The sequence below is a fragment of the Xenorhabdus anantnagensis genome, from assembly GCF_028598555.1.
Lineage (GTDB): Bacteria > Pseudomonadota > Gammaproteobacteria > Enterobacterales > Enterobacteriaceae > Xenorhabdus > Xenorhabdus anantnagensis.
On the sequence record NZ_JAQRFN010000010.1, the window covers coordinates 71,303 to 88,896 of the forward strand.

Below are 17,594 nucleotides of genomic sequence, written 5' to 3' on the forward strand. Positions count from 1 at the left end.
AACAAACTATAGTCCAAATTATTGATTTCCGTATCATACCATTTTCATTTATAAGATTATGTCAAACTTCGCCAGATTTTTAGCCATTAATCGATATTAAAACAGAAAATTAGACTGCTTTTACCTGAATAGGTTCACCTGTCAGACGTTTTTTCAGTGTTCGTTTTGTTCTATCAATCACATCACCGGCAAGCTGCCCACATGCGGCATCAATATCATCTCCCCTCGTTTTACGCACGATGGTCGTAAAACCATATCCCATCAGGACCTTGGAAAAACGATCGATTCGGCTGTTCGAGCTGCGCCCATAAGGTGCGCCCGGGAACGGGTTCCACGGAATCAGGTTGATCTTGCTAGGGGTATCTTTCAGGCATTCCGCCAATTGATGGGCTTGTTCAACGCTGTCATTGACATGGTCAAGCATTACATATTCCACCGTAACACGTCCCTGATTCGCATTGGATTTTGTCAGGTAACGACGCACGCTGGCCAGAAACTCTTCAATATTGTACTTACGGTTAATGGGTACGATTTCGTCACGAATGTCATCAGTAGGTGCATGCAAGGAAATTGCCAGTGCAACATCGATCATCTCACCCAGTTTATCCAGTGCAGGAACAACGCCAGAGGTTGACAATGTCACACGGCGTTTTGACAGACCAAAACCAAAGTCATCCATCATGATTTCCATTGCTGGCACGACATTGTTCAAATTGAGCAATGGTTCTCCCATGCCCATCATCACCACGTTGGTTATGGGGCGACGGCCACTGGATTTCAGTGATCCGATAATCTTGGCGGCACGCCAGACTTGACCAATAATTTCAGAGACTCGCAGATTGCGGTTAAAGCCCTGCTGAGCAGTAGAACAAAATTTACACTCTAAAGCACACCCCACCTGAGATGAAACACACAGTGTCGCACGATCATCTTCTGGGATATAAACCGTTTCAACCTGTTGATCACCTACAGTAATCGCCCATTTGATTGTGCCATCAGAGGAGCGTTGCTCTTCTGCAACTTCTGGTGCTTTGATTTCAGCAACTTGTTGCAATTTCGCCCGGAGCACTTTGTTGATATCGGTCATCAGCTCGAAATCGTCATAGCAATAATGGTAAATCCATTTCATGACCTGATCGGCACGAAAAGGTTTTTCTCCCATATCGATAAAGAATTGACGCATTTGTTTACGGTTAAGGTCGAACAAATTGATTTTACCGTTTTTCTTTTCAGGTATGACGGATACAGCGGAGGTTTCAGGTGGTACGGTTTCGTTAAGTTGGGACATTTTTACATCGCCTCGTTGTTACACTTTCGGCTCTATGCTGATCTAATTTCAGCACTAAGTTTTCATGCGGTAACTGCCAATTCAATGATCATTCTCTTTTTAGGCCAGATTGCATTTGAGCCAAATTGAATGAACATTGAAATAAAATAATAAACGCCCCGCTGAATCAAATCAGTGGGGCGTATCATTGTACAAACTTTACTGTTTATATGCTACTGAGATGCTACATGTAGCTAAGGGCTTTAAAAGCGAGGAAAAACTTCATCATCACTGAAAAAGTAAGCAATCTCGCGACTTGCAGATTCCACAGAGTCTGAACCGTGAACCGCATTTTCAGTAAAGCTGTCTGCATAGTCTGCACGCAGAGTACCTGCCAAGGCATTATCAGGATTAGTGGCGCCCATCAGATCACGGTGACGTTGAACCGCATTCTCGCCTTCCAAAACTTGTACCATAATTGGGCCAGAAGTCATAAACTCCACCAGACCATCAAAGAAAGGGCGGCCTTTGTGTTCAGCATAAAAACCTTCCGCCTGCTCACGAGTCAAATGCAGCATTTTGGCCGCAATGATTTTAAACCCTGCGCTTTCAAAACGAGCATAGATAGAACCGATAACATCTTTCTTAACTGCGTTGGGTTTAATAATGGAAAAAGTACGTTCAATTGTCATTGGGTAACCTCTTTGGCACTTTCAGCGATGATTCGATGATTTGTTATAATTTTTATGTCCCACACAAAACCGGAGGGACAGCTCTACCCTGTATCAGATATCTGACAGGAATAAAAATAGGCGTTGATTATAGGAGGAGACTTTCTGCTTGCCTACAAAAAACACAACATTTTATTAAAACTTTCTTAGCGAAAATTATCATTTTTTAGCATAAATCACATTTTTGCTTGATTACATCCTACAAGTTAAACTGATTTACTAATATTTAACCTTAATATCGGATAAAGTATCTGCATTGTATGTTGTTCTCTCATGCTCTGTTAATTCTATAAAATAATGCCTATTCAGGCGAATAAATCCCAAATAGGCATTCTGATCAGGATCATTGAATTGGTGTTTTTTAACTGAATATCAATTACAAAACTGTATCTGTGACACATTGAACAAAAGGTTTAACCACATCGGTCATTTCCTTATTTAATGGTTTATTAGTTTCATCAGAAACTTTAAGTTCCCCTTTTAATCGCTCATTAGTATCTTTGGTTGTTTTATCCAATGTACCAATAATGCTAATGGTATATTTACGGTCTATGGGTAATAAATCTGTACATTTTATCAATGCTCCCTGTTGGACAGGCTCTTGGTTATGTTTAATACTTGTCACTGATGTATCAGCAAAAGATGCAGGAATATAAAATGCTCCCAGCAATAAAACATATGAAAAATATTTCACCTTATTTCCTCACTGTTGACGTTTAATTAATCTCTCAATCTATTGGGTATAATGATTGAATCACTGACTAATCTTCTTTAAACTCCAATATATCCCCAGGTTGGCAATCCAAATATTGACAAATGGCATTCAGGGTAGAAAATCGAATACCTTTAATTTTCCCTGTTTTCAGCAGGGAAAGATTCTGTTCAGTAATACCAATGGCTAGAGCTAAGTCTTTAGATTTAACCTTACGTTTTGCCATGACCACGTCAAGATTAATAAGAATTGCCACGGTATCCCCTATAAAATACTCTGATTTTCTTCATATATATCACATGCTTGATAAAGAATACGCGAGATAATCGTCAGACAAACTGAAATGAAAATCGCAACAAAATGGCTGGAAGTTAAGCTTACTGAAATAAAGCGTTCACCTACTGGCGCAGATATTGTTAACCACAACGTTAATAGAGGTTGACACAAAATGTCTAAGATACTCCATAAAATCACTCCCCAACCTGCATATTCTAAATATTTAACCGTACCTTTGGAGAAATAATCACCTTTTCTATAATTGCCGAACAATCGATAAAAAGCCCAAAAACTGCCAACTAACGATAATAGTGGGATGGTTGATATCAATATTCCTCCCATTAACTTCCATGCACCAAAAGTGTCCTTATCAAAATGGGATAATATTCTCCCAGTCAGTGCAAGCTCCAATCCATATTTTTCCAAAATTAATTTTGGTTCCAGCCAGCTAAGAACATTCGCCACCATCACGGCAATAATAATCAATAACGATAATTTAGACATCAGCAAACTAAGTGTCGTTATTCGTGTGAGTTTTGAATTGTGCATTATGCATATTATCCATTTTTGAATTTAGATCAAATTATAAACGAAGATTATCGTAAAACAATAATTTTTTATCGTTAAATATGAAATAAACTGCATGTGGAAACAAAAAACATGGCTAACACCATGTTTTTAATGAAATTATTTATGGGGAATTTAATGTCAAAAGAAGTTTAATGCCAAAAACAATGCTGAGATCACTTCAACACAAGTCACCTCAACATGAGTCACTTCAACACAAAATTGATTGAGCTGATTTGTCCACTCAAATCCAAGATACTGAGCTGATATTTACCTGGTTGTGATAAAGTCTTACTCCAAGATTGGTTATTTTTTGTCACAGCAACTTGCTCACCATTCAAAAACCACCATTGCTTACCACTGCCTCCTTGTGTCGTAATCCGCAAGTCCAAATCCTTTTTACCCGGAATACGCTTCAATACTTCTCCTTCACGAATTCCAATAATCAATAATGGTGCTTGATCCATTTTCATGGGTGGGCATTGTTGGTTAATGGGAGGAAGCCGATTTGCACGACGTTCGTTAATGGGTAACCATGCTTCTAACGAGATTGGCCACAGGCTTATCGTTTCAAGATGGGCATCAGGACAATCAGGCGCAACACGCAAGCCATTTTTATCCAGCCATATCCGTTCGTTGATCCCTGAAATACCTTCCTGTTCCACGGCAGATAGTGTTGGGGGAATCGTATTATCCAAAATCCAGCTCAAACGACGCTGCCGACAGTTATTGCTACCTTGGGACAGGATAGTTCCGCTCGGCCAGCAAATGATTGCTTGCGTGACACTGGCTGGTCGAGGATCAATAGGAATACGCATTGAGCTATAACGCAAATTCTCCATTAATAATCCATTGATTTGATTCATGATTGGTATCGCCGTGGCATACCCGAACTGACCAATAACAGGAGTTCCGTCTGGTCTGCCGACCCAAACACCTATGGTATAACGCGCATTCAGGCCAATTGCCCATGCATCTCTATAGCCATAGCTTGTACCTGTTTTCCATGCCAGCGGGACACTGGCGGGCAAAATATTATCGGGTTGAGGGAGTCCTTCTCCCGCCATAATCCTTCTGACAATCCAAGCCGCCCCGGCAGAGAACAATTGCCTGTTCCGTACTTTTTGTTGCGGTGTAAAACGCAGTGGAGATACTTTTCCCTGACGGGCAAAAGCACTGTATGCCGAAACCAATTCATCCATACGAGCGGCAGTCCCTCCTAAAATAAGGGATAAATTCGGTTCGCTGCCCAATGGGAAGCGCAGTTTCGTTCCCACATTGCGTAAATTAGCCGTAAATCGTTTGGCACCATAGGCTTCAAGAAGTTGTACAGCGGGCAAGTTCAACGATCTGACCAAGGCATCACTAGCACTCACCGGCCCATTGAATCCACTGTCAAAATTACCGGGTCGATAGTCATTAAAGAGACGAGGAACATCCTGCAATAAAGACTCAGCATGAATTAACCCATCATCCAACGCCATAGCATATAAAAAGGGTTTCAATGTGGAGCCGGGCGAACGCCACGCGCTTATCATATCCACATGCCCAAAACGACTGTCATCCTGAAAATCTACAGAACCAATATAAGCTTTAACAGACATGTCAGAGTGATCCACAACTAATACGCCAATTGATGTTTTGGCTGCCAACTGATATTTCCAGTTGAGTACTATGTCTTCCAATTGACGTTGTAGACCAGTATCAATGGTCGATTGGATCACTTCCTGCTGATTTTCATTCGTCATTCGCCTTGCTAATAATGGCGCAAGATGAGGAACCTGACGTGGAGCCAACCATATGTTTTCCTCTTTGATATCAGCCACTTTCTTCTCTGACCAAACATGATACTGCGCCAGTCGCTGCAATACCTTATCACGTGCTGCTTGTGCTCGTTCTGGATAGCGATCCGGCCGTAATCTGCTGGGGGCTTGTGGCAATACAACCAATAACGCCGCCTCTCCAGACGAAAGTTCTGACGGTGATTTCCCTAAATAAGCCCAGCTTGCAGCTCCAACACCCTGCAATGTGCCACCAAAAGGCGCTCGATTCAGGTACATCTCCAAAATTTCATCTTTTGAATAGTGCCATTCCAACTGCAATGTGCGCCAAATTTGTTTGAATTTTCCCGCAAAAGTACGTGGATGTGGATCTATCAGTCGGGCAACCTGCATGGAAATGGTACTGCCCCCTGATACTATTTTTCCTGCGCGAAGATCTTGCCATGCAGCCCGTAAAAGGGAGAGCGGATTGATACCGGGATGTTTATAGAACCAGCGATCTTCATAAGCCAGTAGTGCCTGAAGATATTCTGGAGAAACTTGATCTAAGGTGATGGGATAACGCCAAATCCCCTCGCTGTCAGCAAAACGCCACAACGGTGAGCCATCAGCTCCCACCACTACACGCGCCATTTTGACGTTATATATGGGCAACGGCCAGATTTTATCTGCCAACCACATTGTGGTGGAGGAAACCAACACAATAGCCAGCGTAACCGTCAAGATAAGCAGATAACTTCGGGAGAATAATTTTCTCATTAAAACCGTATCCGAAAAGAGATAGCCCCTATCTTCCGGGATAGAGGCTGATGATGATTAACGGACAACTTCCAGTCTTGAGTCGGTTTCACCCACGGCACGCCAGTTAGGGACATACATGGATTCAACCTGTGGTGCTGGTACTTGATAAACTCCTGGTGCAACTGCACGAGCCAAATACAGTAATGTCACTGATTTATAAGATGGCACAGCAACAGCGGCAACAAAGCGATCATCACGGTATTCGATGTGACGGATATCCGCATTTTGCATTTCTTCAATAAAATCTTTCAAACCCGTCGCACTGTCATTCAAGCTGGCACTGCTGGCTGCCAGGTTTTGGTTTTCAATCTCCAATCCGGCTGGCAGTAAATCTACTATCAATGCATCCGGCACTGATTGGCTTGCACTGACTTCCAACTTAACAACGATCATCTCCCCACTTTTCATATGTCCGATGTGGGCTGTATGACCTTCTAAGTCAAAGTAAGTACGCTTAATTTTCAAAACATTTGAGTGCGGTTTAGGGGTATTCAGTAGATATCCCACTATATTCAAGCGCGAGTACAGTGTACTGTCACCACGGTTGCTGATATCCACACCTTTTGAAAGCTGGTCTGCCGTTAATGTCTCAGTCAATGCACTATCACGGTTAATTGGCGGCATTTGCTGGTTAATTGCTGCTTTCCACGATTGTTCAGTAGCGCCAATAAAGTAACGTCCAGCCAGATACAGCGAATTACTCTCCTGTGTTGAGAAGTAACGGTGACTAGACAATTCATTGGATAAATTAAGCAATTTTTCGTCACGATCCTTCTGCAACATATTGTGCTCTGTCAACAGGGCAACAATCAGCGCATTATCACGGATAACACTGCCATAGTCACCCAACCCATAACCAGGTTCGCGGGGTTTATTAACGCCCAAACGAACGGCATCATTGCCACGGGTATTATCACCCATCATTTTCAGTGCAATTCCCAATTGAACCAGAGACAAGCCACTTGCTGCCTGCCCCCGACGTTCATAAAGCTGTCTCAACCCACTCAACGGTGCTTTCTGCTGATTAGCCAAGACCAAACCTGCATAGGCCTGCACAGAAAATTGTGTCGCTATACGCGAACCATTGTAGCGATCAGTGATAATGGTTCTATCTTGCAGGTAACGCAGTAAACGGTTATTAGCTGTTTTCAGGGCATCAGCGGGAACGCTGTATCCCTGCTGGGTTGCACGAAACAGAAAATCCGTCGTATAAGCAGTCAACCAGAACGCTTCATCACCATTACGATTCCACAACGAAAAGCCGCCATCATGGCGCTGCATGCTCAGCAAATGTGTAATCCCCGCCTCAATGGCCTTTCTGCGCTTTTCATCACTTTGAGTATTGATACCCAGCTTTTTCAATTCAGCCTCATTGGAATAGAGTGACGGATAAAGCCCGCTCACTGTCTGCTCTAAACAACCATAAGGATAAGCATATAATTCACGAATATAACGGGCGATTTGCAATGGTGGACTGCTGGTCAGTAATAACTGTCCTTCTACCGTTTCTGGAGCCAAATCTGAAATGGCTGCCAGTGGTAATTGCCAATTTTGACCTTGGTGAATCACATCAGAAAATTGGATAGTTTTGGCCGGATATGCAGGGCGAACACCTATTTTCCAACTGTTTTTATACTGCGTCAGTTTTTCGTCAGGCAGGTTCAGGCCATCAATGGTCAGGGAGACTTCGCCCTGTCCAAATCCATAATCTGCTTTGACCGGAATTTTAACTGTTGTACGTTTCCCTTTTTCCAATATGAGTTTTTTGCTTGTCACACCTTGTAATTTGACCAATCCTTCAGCAGTAAACTTCAATGTCAGGACTTGAGGTTGCTCAGTTGAATTGGTGATATCCAACGACAGTTGGGACTGATCGCCTCCCGCCATAAAGCGAGGCAATGACATTTGAGTAATGACCGGTGCTGCGACAATGATTTTATGTTCATTGTGACCATATTCATCACTACTCCATGCCTGTGCCATCAATCTGAGTTCTCCATTGAAATCTGGAATAGGCAGGGTAATCTCACCTTCCCCATCAGCATTCAAAGTAACTGGCTTGGCTTGCTCTGCAATAATTTTGACTTCCGTTAATGGTTTTTTACCCCCTCGCTCCAGAGCACTATCATTCCCATCTCCACCAAAGCGCAGATTTGCCTGACGACCTTCCGCTTCAATCAGATGACCGTAAACATCATATTGATCAACGCTATAGCGTTTACGACCAAAGAACGCTTCATAAGGATCGGGAGTTTTAAAGTTAGTAATACTTAATACCCCTGAATCTACCGCTGAGAGCAGAACATTAACTTGTTTAGGAAGTTGTTGCCCCTGCTGAGGAGTTACTTTGATTTTGACTGTGAGATCCTGATTTGGACGCATCTTATCAGGTGCATTCAAGGCTAAGTTCAGCTTACGCCCCTCATCCATCAGTGGCAGATGTAATACACCGATTGCCCGCTTAGGTGTTGCCTGACGGGATTTATCACCTGGACGCACTACAACCGCAGTAAGATACAAATCATGGCGTGCCCACGCCTGATTAATGGGAATCTCAACATCCAAACCCTTTTCTGGAACATCTATTTCCTGCCACCACAACGGGCCATCACTGGATTCTACCAACAAATAACCTTTACCCTCTTGTGGTGCAACCAAGCGCACTTTCACTTTCTCGCCCGGTTTATAGGCAGGTTTATCCAGTGACAATTTGACTTGATCCGGGCGTACTGCCCCAGTACCTCCAGTATTATCCTGCCATGAATAACCCGCCCAGAAATTTAAGCTAGTAACGATCTGATTTTGTGGATTTACAACTTCAATTCGATAAGCTCCCCAATCCACAGGGAAACTGATTTTAGCTGTACCATTTTCCGCAGTCTGAACATGTTCATCAGCCATTACCAAATCTTTCTGGTCATAACCCGAATCCCAACCAGTACTGTCAGACCAACGCCAATAGTAATCACGACGTTCATATATCAGACGCGCCCTTAATTCTGACGCAGCATATTTTTTACCACTGGCATCCACATAAACTATTTCAAATTCTGCCAGTGAATTTTCATCCACGTTATAGCGGTGTTCATCATGGCCAGTGCGATAATTATAAATTACCTTTTTATTGAACAACGGACGTATACCAACCAATTTTTCAGCAGGCCAGACAGCCTGTTCAGCCCGGCGTGTCACCGGACGCCCGCCAGACTCCAGCAAACTGGCCTGTACAATGACTGTCACCGGAGATGTGACGGATTTCCAGTTACTACTGCTGACAGAAAGGTTGGTTTTCCCTTCACTGTCTAAGGTTAAGTCAAATTCATCCAGTGTCCGCCTCAAATCCGTTTCTTTTACAGAGCCAAATTCATATCCCGGTAATTTTGCCACGGCATTACGGGCAGGACGCAAGAACAATTGCCCTTGCAAACGATTATCAGTAGCAGGAGCGCCATACAGGTAACGACCCGTTATGGCGAATTCAACATTTTGATCGGTCAATACAGGCTGATTATTAACGTTTCCTTTAATCTCAAGTGCCATTCGTTCAGGCATGAAATCTTCAACGTTAAATTTGTAATATCGTGGCACGTTATCACCTAAGTCAAATCGCAGTGACCACATCCCTGTTTCGGCCTCACGGGGAATCGAGTAACGATATTGGTACAAACCGTTTTCCGCTTGCCAGACAAAACTGCGAACAACCTGGTTATCTGCTTTCAATACATCCACTTTAACTGGCTGTGATTTAAGCGGATGACCATCAGCATCACGCAGTAAGCCATTAACGATCAATGTTTCTCCTGGTCGATAAAGATCTCTTGGACCGAATACGAAAAACTGTTTGCTATATCCTTGTGGCCCACCAATATCAAATTCAGAGAGATCCAATGCTGGTGAATCCAAGTCGATCATACTGGTATGTCCATTCTGGGTTGCCAGTAATAATTTTGCTTTGTCACTTTTTTCCAGCGAAGCATGTCCATCGCTATCTGTCGTTGCTTTTGCCACCGGTTGCCCTTTGGCGTCCAATAAACGAACTTCAACGCCTTTCAGGCCAGAGCCTTGTTCCAGTGATTGGGTAAAGACATCAATTCTGTTCAGATAACTGTGCATGGAGACGCCAATATCACTCAATGTGAACAGGGTTATTGGATTACTATAGGTATATTTTCCCGCCTGTTGCATAACTGCCAGGTAAACGCCATCTTTTTGCAGTTCTTTGATATTACTGAGCGGCAGCAATATTTTTTCACGGGTATTAACGATAGGGTTGAGATCAAAACGCCCTGTATAGACTAATTCAGTTTCTTGCAATAATTCCTTGGAGTTCCAATAACTCATGTTACTGCGGTATTGCCAGTTGGCGATAAATGAAGGCAATGCTTCATCTTTGATGCGGAAAAAATTAACATCTACGCGATCAACATTGAGGGCCAGAACAGGTAATCCTTCTGCTGCCTTGCTGGGTAGCAATAAGCCTTTGCTGGCAAAGCCAACGGTAGGAGTGATAGGCGCTGTATTAAATTTTTTCTGATAACCTGTCGTCAATCTACGCTCATTGATGCCTTTTATACCTTCATCAACCGTTAATCGTAATTCACGGGAAGGCGGTAAATGGCGCAATCTGAGTTCCATCTGGTTATTGGAAAGCTCCCATGCACCATCCAATTTTCCCGATTTCACATCAACAAGGTGCATTTTTTGTGAGAAATTTTGGTTAGGCTCCAGAGGAACGGAGAATGTCACCACCATTGCGCTGGCACCATCCAATTGCAGTTCGGAAGCATCCAAGATGGTGACATCTTTACCTGCATAGCGTTTTGCCAGCGTTCTGATATCTACTATAGATTCTGTAGCCTTGGGTTCCTCGGCCTTAGGTTTCACAATTTTGGATTCTGTGTATTTGGATTCTGCAACTTTATCCGTCGATGCTTCTGATTTAGCTTTTGCATCTTGAGAGTTGCTATTTTGAGATAATGATGTGTGCAGCTTATCTTTTTCAGGGTTTTCGGATTGATCGCATCCAGATAGCGCGAATAATGAAAATAACATGGCGAACATCACCGCCAGATATCGCTTTCTCCTTATCACCCATTGCCACAATTGTCGTTGATACATAACCATAATCCTTATCAATTTACCCGATATGCCGGAGTATTCTTTTTTGGATGTTCATTATGGTACTTCTTATCTTTCATAACCAAAGAGTAGAAAAAAATAACTAAATTTCTGATCAAAGAGAAATGCGTCTTATATTTATACCCCATGTTCTTGCCGATTTTCGATGCTCCTCGCAATATTCGTTTAGCAAAAATTATCAAATTACAAGGAAAGTAGAACGCAAAAGTAGATCGTAAAAAAGTAGATCATAAAAACCATGGGGTAAAATTGGTGAAAAATAGTGCCATGTTACAGAATTCAACCACTATTGATTGACAACAGGAATGGTATCACGCAACCAACTACCTAATTTACGCTGATAAAAAGGTTGAGTATGCTGAATCAAGTAATGGCTAATACCTCGTTCTTTTTCATCCAGCAAGCAGAAATCGACAGATTCGTCTTCATCGAGATATTCGCAAGCCAATTCACCTGCTTCTTGAAGCAAAAAATTAATCTCACTGTCTGTCAATGTCGCACTGAATTCCAAACCAATTAACAAATTGGGTTTTTCATCCACATTTTTATCATGGGCCATGACTAAAAAAGCTCGCCGAACAGATTTATGCTGTTTGAATAAATCAATCAGTGACTCAATAAGCTCAGCTGGCTGTTCTTCTGGCTGACTCAGAGTAATGCGGCTTCCGCTAGGAACCTTTATTTCGGTAGAGATAGGCCCATTTGATAAACTCATGAAAATCTCCGAACAATGTTGTTTAACTAATTGTTGTTTAACTAAATGTTGTTTAAATAAATATTGTTTAAATAAATGTTGTTTGAGTTAATGCTGTTTGAATTGAAGTAAAACCATTAAAAATTTCAACAATAGCTCCCCATAAAAGGAGCTATTAAGAAAGCTATTTTTAATTTATTCCATTATCTTGCTTTTGCCAGCAATAAATTAGCAATCGTGCGCACACCATAGCCTGTTGCACCCGCAGACCACTGTTCAACAGATGATTTACGGTAAGTTGCTGAACAATCGATATGTACCCAACCTTTTTTGTAATTTTCTACAAAGTGAGACAAGAACGCTGCTGCTGTGCTTGCTCCTGCCGAATGTGCGGGTGACGCAATATTATTCAGATCAGCAAAATTGGATGGCAGTTGGCTACGATGGAATTCCGCCAGAGGTAAGCGCCAGAATAATTCATTTTCATTATCTGCTGCCGCCATTAAGTCAGATACCAATTGATCATCAAAGCTCAGTACTGAATGGTAATCATTGCCTACTGCTATTTTTGCTGCGCCAGTCAAGGTAGCAGCATCAATAATAAGTTGCGCTTTTTCCGCGCTGGCATCAATCAAACCATCAGCCAGAACCAGACGACCTTCCGCGTCCGTGTTCATCACTTCAACCGTTTTGCCGTTTCGATAGTGAATGATATCTCCCAATTTGAAAGCATTACCACTCACCATGTTATCAGCGATACTCAAAAACAGTTTTACGCGATGTTTCAATCCACGGCTGATTGCCAGAGCCAACGCTCCCGTTAATGTCGCAGAACCACCCATATCTGATTTCATAGATTCCATGAAATTCGAAGGCTTGATACTGTATCCACCGGAATCGAAGGTAATGCCTTTACCAACCAAGCAGGCAAAAACAGGTGCTTTTGCATCTTTTGTCGGATTGAAATCTAAGGCCAAGAACACAGGGTCACGGGAAGAGCCGCGACCGACAGTATGTACACCGGCATATCCCTGTTCATGCAATTCATTTCCTTTGATGATTTGATAACTAACGGCATCTTCCGCTACATCAGTCAGTAAATTAATCGCTCTCTGGGCAAGCTGTTCTGGCCCCAAGTCTTCTGCCGGAAGGTTGATGGTATCACGTACCCAATCAATGAATTTGATCCTTCTTTCCAGTTCTTGTTTTTCCATCGCGGGTAATTGCGGCCACTCAATTGTGCGCAATCCCTTAGGTGAACGGAAACCCAACCAGAATGCCCAACTTTTTTCCAGATCCCAACCATCACCCACTAAAGCAATATTGCGAATTCCTTGCCCATCAATTTTACGTCCAGCGCGTTGAATTGCACCCAGCTTTCCATTGCCTTCCAAATGGATAGTGATTCCCTGCTCGCTTGAACTAATTAATGCTCTTTCACCCCAGCAAGCGCTAGCTGGCTCATAAGACAGTGTTATTGGCATGATTTGCTTTGTCATTTTTTCTCACTTCTTATCTTATTTGTTCACTGTGTCACATCGCTCACTGTTTCACAGTAAGGGTTTATTGATATAAAAAAACTGGCGATTGCCAGTTTTCCATTAAATTCAGACTATGCCAAGTTATTGAACAAGGATCGGTGAGCTTGCGCTATTTTTTCTTGGGCAAATTTCGCACTACTCGTATTCATCCAACCATACTAGCAAAATAGCTTCCAATATTTTTTCATTGGATTTCTGTGGATCATCATCAAAACCATCCAGCTCACAAATCCATTCATGCATATCGGTGAAACGTACTGTTTTAGGATCTAAATCAGGAAATTTATCATACAACGCTTCGCCGATATCACGACAGTCAGACCATTTCATTTTCCGCTCTCCTGTCAGTGTTCACGCGCATGGTTAATGGTGTATTTAGGGATTTCAACAACTAAATCCTCATCGGTAACTTTGGTCTGGCAGCTCAATCGGCTTTCCGGCTCCAGCCCCCATGCCTTATCCAACATGTCATCTTCCAGTTCAGTGCTTTCTTCCAATGAATCAAAGCCTTCTCTGACGATACAGTGGCAAGTGGTACACGCACAGGATTTTTCACAAGCATGTTCAATTTCAATGCCATTGCGTAATGCAACATCCAAAATTGACTCGCCTTCCTTAGCGTCCAATACTGCTCCTTCAGGGCAAAGTTCGTTATGAGGTAAAAATACAATTTTAGGCATAATTAAATCTCATCCACAGAATGACCCGCCAAAGCCCGGCGGATTGATGTGTCCATACGGCGCGCTGCAAATTCCTGCGTTTGTTTGTCCAATTGTTTAATTGCACTTTCAATCGCATCAGGGGATGTCCCTTGAGCACTTTCAATTAATACTTGTGCGGCAGCATCAATGGCCGTTTGTTCTTCTTGAGTCAGTAAATCCGCATCTTTTTCCAATGCACTGGTTAAACTTTCCAACACCCGAGCCGCTTCGACTTTCTGTTCAGCCAATTTACGTGCCTGGATATCTTCCTGCGCGTTAGTCATGGAATCTTTGAGCATGTGAGCGATTTCTTGATCCGACAAACCATAGGAAGGTTTCACCTGAATGGAGGCTTCAACGCCCGTGGATTTTTCCAGTGCGCTAACGTTCAACAGACCATCCGCATCGACCTGAAAGGTCACACGAATGTGTGCTCCACCAGCTGGCAATGGTGGAATACCACGTAGTGTGAAACGCGCCAGTGAACGGCAATCATTGACCAATTCCCTCTCGCCTTGCACCACATGAATGCTCATCGCGCTTTGACCATCTTTGAAAGTGGTAAATTCTTGCGCTTTTGCAATGGGAATAGTGGTATTACGTGGAATGACTTTTTCCACCAGCCCTCCCATTGTTTCCAAACCCAGTGACAGCGGGATAACATCAAGTAACAGCATTTCGCTGTCTGGTTTGTTGCCTACCAGAATATCGGCTTGAATTGCAGCGCCAACAGCGACAACTTTGTCTGGATCGATAGAAGTCAGCGGCTCACGGTCAAAAAATCCGCCTACCATAGTGCGCACCAACGGAACTCGCGTTGAACCGCCAACCATGACAACCTGCAAAACCTCATCAGTTGTCACGCCCGCATCTTTCAGCGCCCGACGGCAAGAGAGTAGTGTGCGTTTGACTAAAGAAGTAATCAATTCATTGAATTCGGAGCGGGTAATACTGCTCTGCCAGTCAGCAATGCTGATTTCTGCCCGATCTGCCTCACTCAAGGTAATTTTGGCTTGAGTGGCAATATCCAGCAACTGACGCTGCAATTTGTGGTCGTTATCGCTGATTCCAGCCTGATCACGTATCCAATTTGCCAGCAGTGAATCAAAGTCATCACCACCGAGGGCGGTATCTCCCCCTGTTGCCAGCACTTCAAACACTCCCCGGCTAAGGCGGAGAATGGAGACATCGAATGTTCCACCACCAAGATCGTAAACGGCGATTACACCCTCCTGACCGGAGTCAAGGCCATAGGCAACGGCTGCCGCAGTAGGTTCATTCAAGAGGCGGAGAACATGCAAGCCAGCTAAGCGAGCAGCATCTTTAGTGCCCTGACGCTGTGCGTCGTCAAAATAAGCGGGAACCGTGATCACGACACCATCAAGTTTACCATCCAAGGTTTCTTCTGCCCGTTGTGTCAACGATTTCAATATTTCAGAAGAAACCTGAATAGGATCGACGAATCCCGCTACGGTATTGATCAATGGCAAACCATTTTCACTTGCCTGAAGCTGATATGGCAGGTTGGGATAACGTTTTTGAATGTCTGCCAAAGAGCGTCCCATCATACGCTTGACTGAGCTGACAGTATTGACAGGATCAGATGCAGCTTGCTGACGCGCCTGCCAACCGACTTGAATGTCTTCTTGACGATATTGCACAACAGAGGGAAGCAAGTGACGGTTATCACTGTCTGCCAATGTTTCAGCCTGACCGCTACGGACAGTCGCAACCAAAGAGTGAGTTGTACCAAGATCAATCCCCGCAGCCAGCCGACGCTGGTGTGGTGCAGCAGATAAACCAGGTTCGCTGATTTGTAATAAAGCCATGTGTGCCCCTATAAATCTATATCATCCGAAATCTATATCAGCCAAAATCTATATCAGCCAAAATCTATTCAACTGAAATCCATTCAGCCAAAAATTATTCTGAACAATATGATTCAGCTAAAAGTCAGTTAAAAGTCATCCAATAACCGTTCTTCCAGTTGTTCAACCTGCTGCTGTAATCTATCCAGAAAGCGTAATTTACGGACTGTATCGGCTGCAATTGACCATTCGGCAGCATTTAGTTGCTGTTCCATCTGCTCACTACGCGTTTTAATCATTTTATTCAAGCGAGATGAAAAACCGTTCAATGCTGTTTCTGGATCCACGCTATGTTCAATGGCATCAAGCTCTTCACGTAACTCCAACTGCTGCATTAGAAAAGCCGTATCTTGCATCGTGTGCTGTTCGTTGGATAGATCAAATCCCTGCTGAGATAGTATGTATTCAGCACGTTTCAAGGGATGTTTTAGCGTCTGATAACCGTCATTGATAGTAGCGGCTTGTTGAAGTGCCAGCGTTTTTTCACGTTCTGGCTGGTTGGCAAAACGATCAGGATGAAACTGGCGTTGCAATTCCTGATAGCGGGTCGCCAACTGTTCACGATCAATCGCATAACGTGTGGGCAGCCCAAATAAAGTAAAATAGTCCATAAGTTACTCTTGTTTTGCAAATACAATTAGTTTCGCAAAATACAATTAGTTTCGCAAAATGTGGGTAAAAAAATGGGATTAAACGTGGAAACTTTCCCCACAACCGCATTCGCTGGAAACATTGGGGTTGTTGAATTTAAAGCCTTCATTCAGACCTTCTTTAACAAAATCCAACTCAGTACCATCAAGGTAAAGGATGCTTTTACCGTCAATGATGACTTTCACGCCCTTATCTTCAAAAATTTGGTCTTCTTCATTAATTGCATCAGCAAATTCAAGTACATATGCCATACCAGAGCAGCCGGAAGTTCTCACTCCCAAACGCAACCCGACACCTTTTCCTCGATTGTCAAGAAAGGCCAAAATACGTTGGGCTGCACTTTCTGTCAGGGAAATTGACATACAACACCTCACTTTAAAACTAGTAAAGGTGGATATTGCAGCAATATCCACCAGAATTATTTTCTTTTTACGAATTCTTTTTTGCGAATTCTTTCTTTATGAAAAGCGTTATTTGGCTTGGCGCTTGCTCTTGTAATCAGCAATAGCTGCTTTGATAGCATCTTCTGCCAAAATAGAGCAATGGATTTTCACTGGTGGCAGTTCCAATTCATCAGCAATCTGAGTATTTTTAATCGCCTCAGCCTGTTCCAATGATTTACCTTTCATCCATTCTGTTACCAAAGAACTGGATGCAATTGCAGAACCACAACCATAGGTTTTGAAACGCGCGTCTTCGATGATACCTTCATCGTTGACTTTAATTTGCAGTCGCATAACGTCACCACAAGCGGGTGCACCTACCATTCCACTACCCACTGAAGGATCTTCGCTGTCGAATGAACCAACATTACGTGGGTTTTCATAGTGATCAATTACTTTGTCGCTGTAAGCCATATCGTTAC

General features: G+C 43.0%; 15 protein-coding genes. All 15 read right to left on the reverse strand.

Going from position 1 to position 17,594, the window contains the following annotated elements; genetic code table 11:
• Positions 1-109: 109 nt before the first annotated feature.
• The 15 genes from rlmN to iscU all read right to left on the reverse strand — a co-directional run bounded on the left by rlmN (position 110) and on the right by iscU (position 17,586).
• The gene (rlmN, locus tag PSI14_RS09795) at positions 110-1,288 is read right to left on the reverse strand and encodes a dual-specificity RNA methyltransferase RlmN (RefSeq protein WP_273575724.1); all 1,179 of its coding nucleotides are present in this window, start codon (positions 1,286-1,288) and stop codon (positions 110-112) included.
• Between the two features lie 242 nt (positions 1,289-1,530).
• Complete coding sequence (gene ndk, locus PSI14_RS09800; protein ID WP_273575725.1) at positions 1,531-1,959, reverse strand: nucleoside-diphosphate kinase; 429 nt, start codon at positions 1,957-1,959, stop codon at positions 1,531-1,533.
• A gap of 415 nt (positions 1,960-2,374) precedes the next feature.
• Positions 2,375-2,692 carry a hypothetical protein gene (locus tag PSI14_RS09805; RefSeq protein ID WP_273575726.1) on the reverse strand — a complete coding sequence of 106 codons (318 nt, stop codon included), beginning with the start codon at positions 2,690-2,692 and terminating at the stop codon, positions 2,375-2,377.
• Positions 2,693-2,759: 67 nt separating this feature from the next.
• The gene (locus tag PSI14_RS09810; RefSeq protein ID WP_273575727.1) at positions 2,760-2,966 is read right to left on the reverse strand and encodes a helix-turn-helix domain-containing protein; all 207 of its coding nucleotides are present in this window, start codon (positions 2,964-2,966) and stop codon (positions 2,760-2,762) included.
• 8 nt (positions 2,967-2,974) lie between these two features.
• The gene (locus tag PSI14_RS09815; RefSeq protein WP_273575728.1) at positions 2,975-3,535 is read right to left on the reverse strand and encodes a DUF2975 domain-containing protein; all 561 of its coding nucleotides are present in this window, start codon (positions 3,533-3,535) and stop codon (positions 2,975-2,977) included.
• 224 nt (positions 3,536-3,759) lie between these two features.
• Positions 3,760-6,093: a peptidoglycan glycosyltransferase PbpC gene (gene pbpC, locus PSI14_RS09820; protein ID WP_273575729.1), complete on the reverse strand. Its 2,334-nt coding sequence runs from the start codon at positions 6,091-6,093 to the stop codon at positions 3,760-3,762.
• A 57-nt stretch (positions 6,094-6,150) separates the two neighbouring features.
• Positions 6,151-11,253, reverse strand: a complete 5,103-nt coding sequence (locus PSI14_RS09825) for an alpha-2-macroglobulin family protein (RefSeq protein WP_273575730.1) — start codon at positions 11,251-11,253, stop codon at positions 6,151-6,153.
• Between the two features lie 307 nt (positions 11,254-11,560).
• Entirely contained in the window at positions 11,561-11,989 is a 429-nt protein-coding gene (locus tag PSI14_RS09830; RefSeq protein ID WP_273575731.1) for an enhanced serine sensitivity protein SseB C-terminal domain-containing protein, read from the reverse strand.
• A gap of 182 nt (positions 11,990-12,171) precedes the next feature.
• Positions 12,172-13,467 (reverse strand): aminopeptidase PepB, encoded by a 1,296-nt coding sequence (pepB, locus tag PSI14_RS09835; protein WP_273575732.1) that lies wholly within the window; start codon positions 13,465-13,467, stop codon positions 12,172-12,174.
• A 177-nt stretch (positions 13,468-13,644) separates the two neighbouring features.
• The gene (iscX, locus tag PSI14_RS09840; RefSeq protein WP_092519081.1) at positions 13,645-13,839 is read right to left on the reverse strand and encodes a Fe-S cluster assembly protein IscX; all 195 of its coding nucleotides are present in this window, start codon (positions 13,837-13,839) and stop codon (positions 13,645-13,647) included.
• 14 nt (positions 13,840-13,853) lie between these two features.
• Positions 13,854-14,189, reverse strand: a complete 336-nt coding sequence (gene fdx / locus PSI14_RS09845; RefSeq protein WP_047962953.1) for an ISC system 2Fe-2S type ferredoxin — start codon at positions 14,187-14,189, stop codon at positions 13,854-13,856.
• 2 nt (positions 14,190-14,191) lie between these two features.
• On the reverse strand, positions 14,192-16,039 hold the full coding sequence (gene hscA, locus PSI14_RS09850) for a Fe-S protein assembly chaperone HscA (protein ID WP_273575733.1): 1,848 nt from the start codon (positions 16,037-16,039) through the stop codon (positions 14,192-14,194).
• A gap of 128 nt (positions 16,040-16,167) precedes the next feature.
• Positions 16,168-16,689, reverse strand: a complete 522-nt coding sequence (gene hscB, locus PSI14_RS09855; protein ID WP_273575734.1) for a co-chaperone HscB — start codon at positions 16,687-16,689, stop codon at positions 16,168-16,170.
• A gap of 78 nt (positions 16,690-16,767) precedes the next feature.
• A complete protein-coding gene (iscA, locus tag PSI14_RS09860) occupies positions 16,768-17,091 on the reverse strand; it encodes an iron-sulfur cluster assembly protein IscA (RefSeq protein ID WP_092519085.1) in 324 nt (107 codons plus the stop codon).
• Positions 17,092-17,199: 108 nt separating this feature from the next.
• Positions 17,200-17,586 (reverse strand): Fe-S cluster assembly scaffold IscU, encoded by a 387-nt coding sequence (iscU, locus tag PSI14_RS09865; protein ID WP_099113763.1) that lies wholly within the window; start codon positions 17,584-17,586, stop codon positions 17,200-17,202.
• Positions 17,587-17,594: the final 8 nt, after the last annotated feature.